Origin of the sequence: Methylobacterium sp. CCH7-A2 (genome assembly GCF_001557075.1) — a bacterium.
Classification (GTDB): Bacteria; Pseudomonadota; Alphaproteobacteria; order Rhizobiales; family Beijerinckiaceae; genus Allobosea; species Allobosea massiliensis.
Map to the genome: position 1 here is coordinate 1 of NZ_LSKN01000077.1, position 273 is coordinate 273.

The 273-nt window shown below is 65.6% G+C and carries 1 protein-coding gene; it reads right to left on the minus strand.

All coding sequences use genetic code 11. The features are described from left to right. Nucleotides 1-273 (minus strand): 5'-nucleotidase C-terminal domain-containing protein (locus tag AX750_RS05915; protein WP_197432796.1); only part of this gene is annotated, 273 nt, incomplete at both ends.

Below are 273 nucleotides of genomic sequence, written 5' to 3' on the forward strand. Positions count from 1 at the left end.
TGACGGTTTTGCGCGCGGCGACATGGGTGCGGACCACGTCCCAGATCGGCGGGCCCTGTGTGCCTTCGTTGACGCTGGCCCAGCCGGCGACGACATATTTCCGCGCCGCATCGATCGGCTGGCCCGATTTCAGATGCGTCAGACCCGAGATGCGGCTGCCCATCGGCTTGCCGACATCGATCGCGTAGCCCATGCCGCCAATGCGGACCATGTCGCCACCGCCCTGGAAATAGGGGTCGGGGTGGAAGATGTTGTCGGCGACGTCCTCGAGGA